Raw genomic sequence first — 882 nt, 5'->3', positions numbered from 1 at the left:
AGTGGACCAAGCACTGCTGGGTGGACGCTCGAAATCCTCTCGGTCAACACGAGAGACCGGTTGCGTGAGCGCCGGAATCCTCGTCCTTTAGGGCGAGGAGGAAGTCAACACTACTTTCCGAACCTAACCTCGTTCCCAGAGCAGCCGGAGACCGACGACAGTCCAGGACCGCATACACTCGGATCAAGTCGTCTACCAAATCATAGTAGATCGCGTAATTGAAGCGATCGCGAAGTCGCTTACGCACACTACGCCAGTCATCAAACCGGGCTTCGCCCTGCCTCACGCCCGCCTCGCGCTCGGCCAGCACGTCACCGTGCCAGCCTGGAGTCGGGATGGCATCGGGCTGCTTGAGGAGGTCATCCCAGAGTTCCTCAAGCGCGCGGAGCTTCTCGGCCGTGCCCATGTCTTTGATTGGCAGCCTTGTAGGCATTGTCACGCCTCGTCAGGTATTACCTTTGTGAATACCACCCTCTATTGTAGCGCCGTCACTGCCAGTGCTGAGCGTTTCAGCCCTGCGGTCCCGCCGGGCGCTCCGTCGGCTCCGCCTCTCCCTGGGTCTCCTCCACCTCGGCGCGTAGGGCCTCGATCTCCTCCATCAGGCGCTGGTGCTCGGCGCGCTTGCGCTGCAGGTGGCGGTAGGCCAACTGTGCCTTCTCGCTCACCCCGGCCGGGGTGAGCCGGTAGAGGTAGCGGCGTTTATCCGGCGCGTTGGAGAAGTTCTGCGCCTTCACCCAGCCGCGGCTGATCACGGCGCGGACGGCGTAGTTCGTCTTGCCGACGGACAAGCCGAGCTCGCGGGCGATCTGGCGCTGGCTGAGGTTGGGGTTTTGATCCAGCAGGCGCAGGACCTGCAAGTGGAGCTCTTCGGAATCCATGCGC

At 62.8% G+C, this 882-nt stretch carries 2 protein-coding genes; both read right to left on the bottom strand.

The window, feature by feature from the left end; genetic code table 11:
- Positions 1–43: 43 nt before the first annotated feature.
- A complete protein-coding gene (locus tag LRF89_RS13245; protein ID WP_238637371.1) occupies positions 44–406 on the bottom strand; it encodes an addiction module protein in 363 nt (120 codons plus the stop codon).
- 103 nt (positions 407–509) lie between these two features.
- Positions 510–878, bottom strand: a complete 369-nt coding sequence (locus LRF89_RS13240) for a MarR family EPS-associated transcriptional regulator (RefSeq protein ID WP_238637370.1) — start codon at positions 876–878, stop codon at positions 510–512.
- Between the last annotated feature and the right edge of the window lie 4 nt (positions 879–882).

Origin of the sequence: Halorhodospira sp. 9621 (genome assembly GCF_022228055.1) — a bacterium.
GTDB classification, from domain to species: domain Bacteria; phylum Pseudomonadota; class Gammaproteobacteria; order Nitrococcales; family Halorhodospiraceae; genus Halorhodospira; species Halorhodospira halophila_A.
The sequence above is the reverse complement of the archived record's forward strand: the minus strand, read 5'-3'. Positions and strand labels throughout refer to the sequence as shown.

Bases quoted from the DNA above. Each gene is read 5' to 3' on its own strand.
- LRF89_RS13245 (WP_238637371.1), bottom strand. From the start codon at position 406: ATGGGCACGGCCGAGAAGCTCCGCGCGCTTGAGGAACTCTGGGATGAC.
- LRF89_RS13240 (WP_238637370.1), bottom strand. From the start codon at position 878: ATGGATTCCGAAGAGCTCCACTTGCAGGTCCTGCGCCTGCTGGATCAA.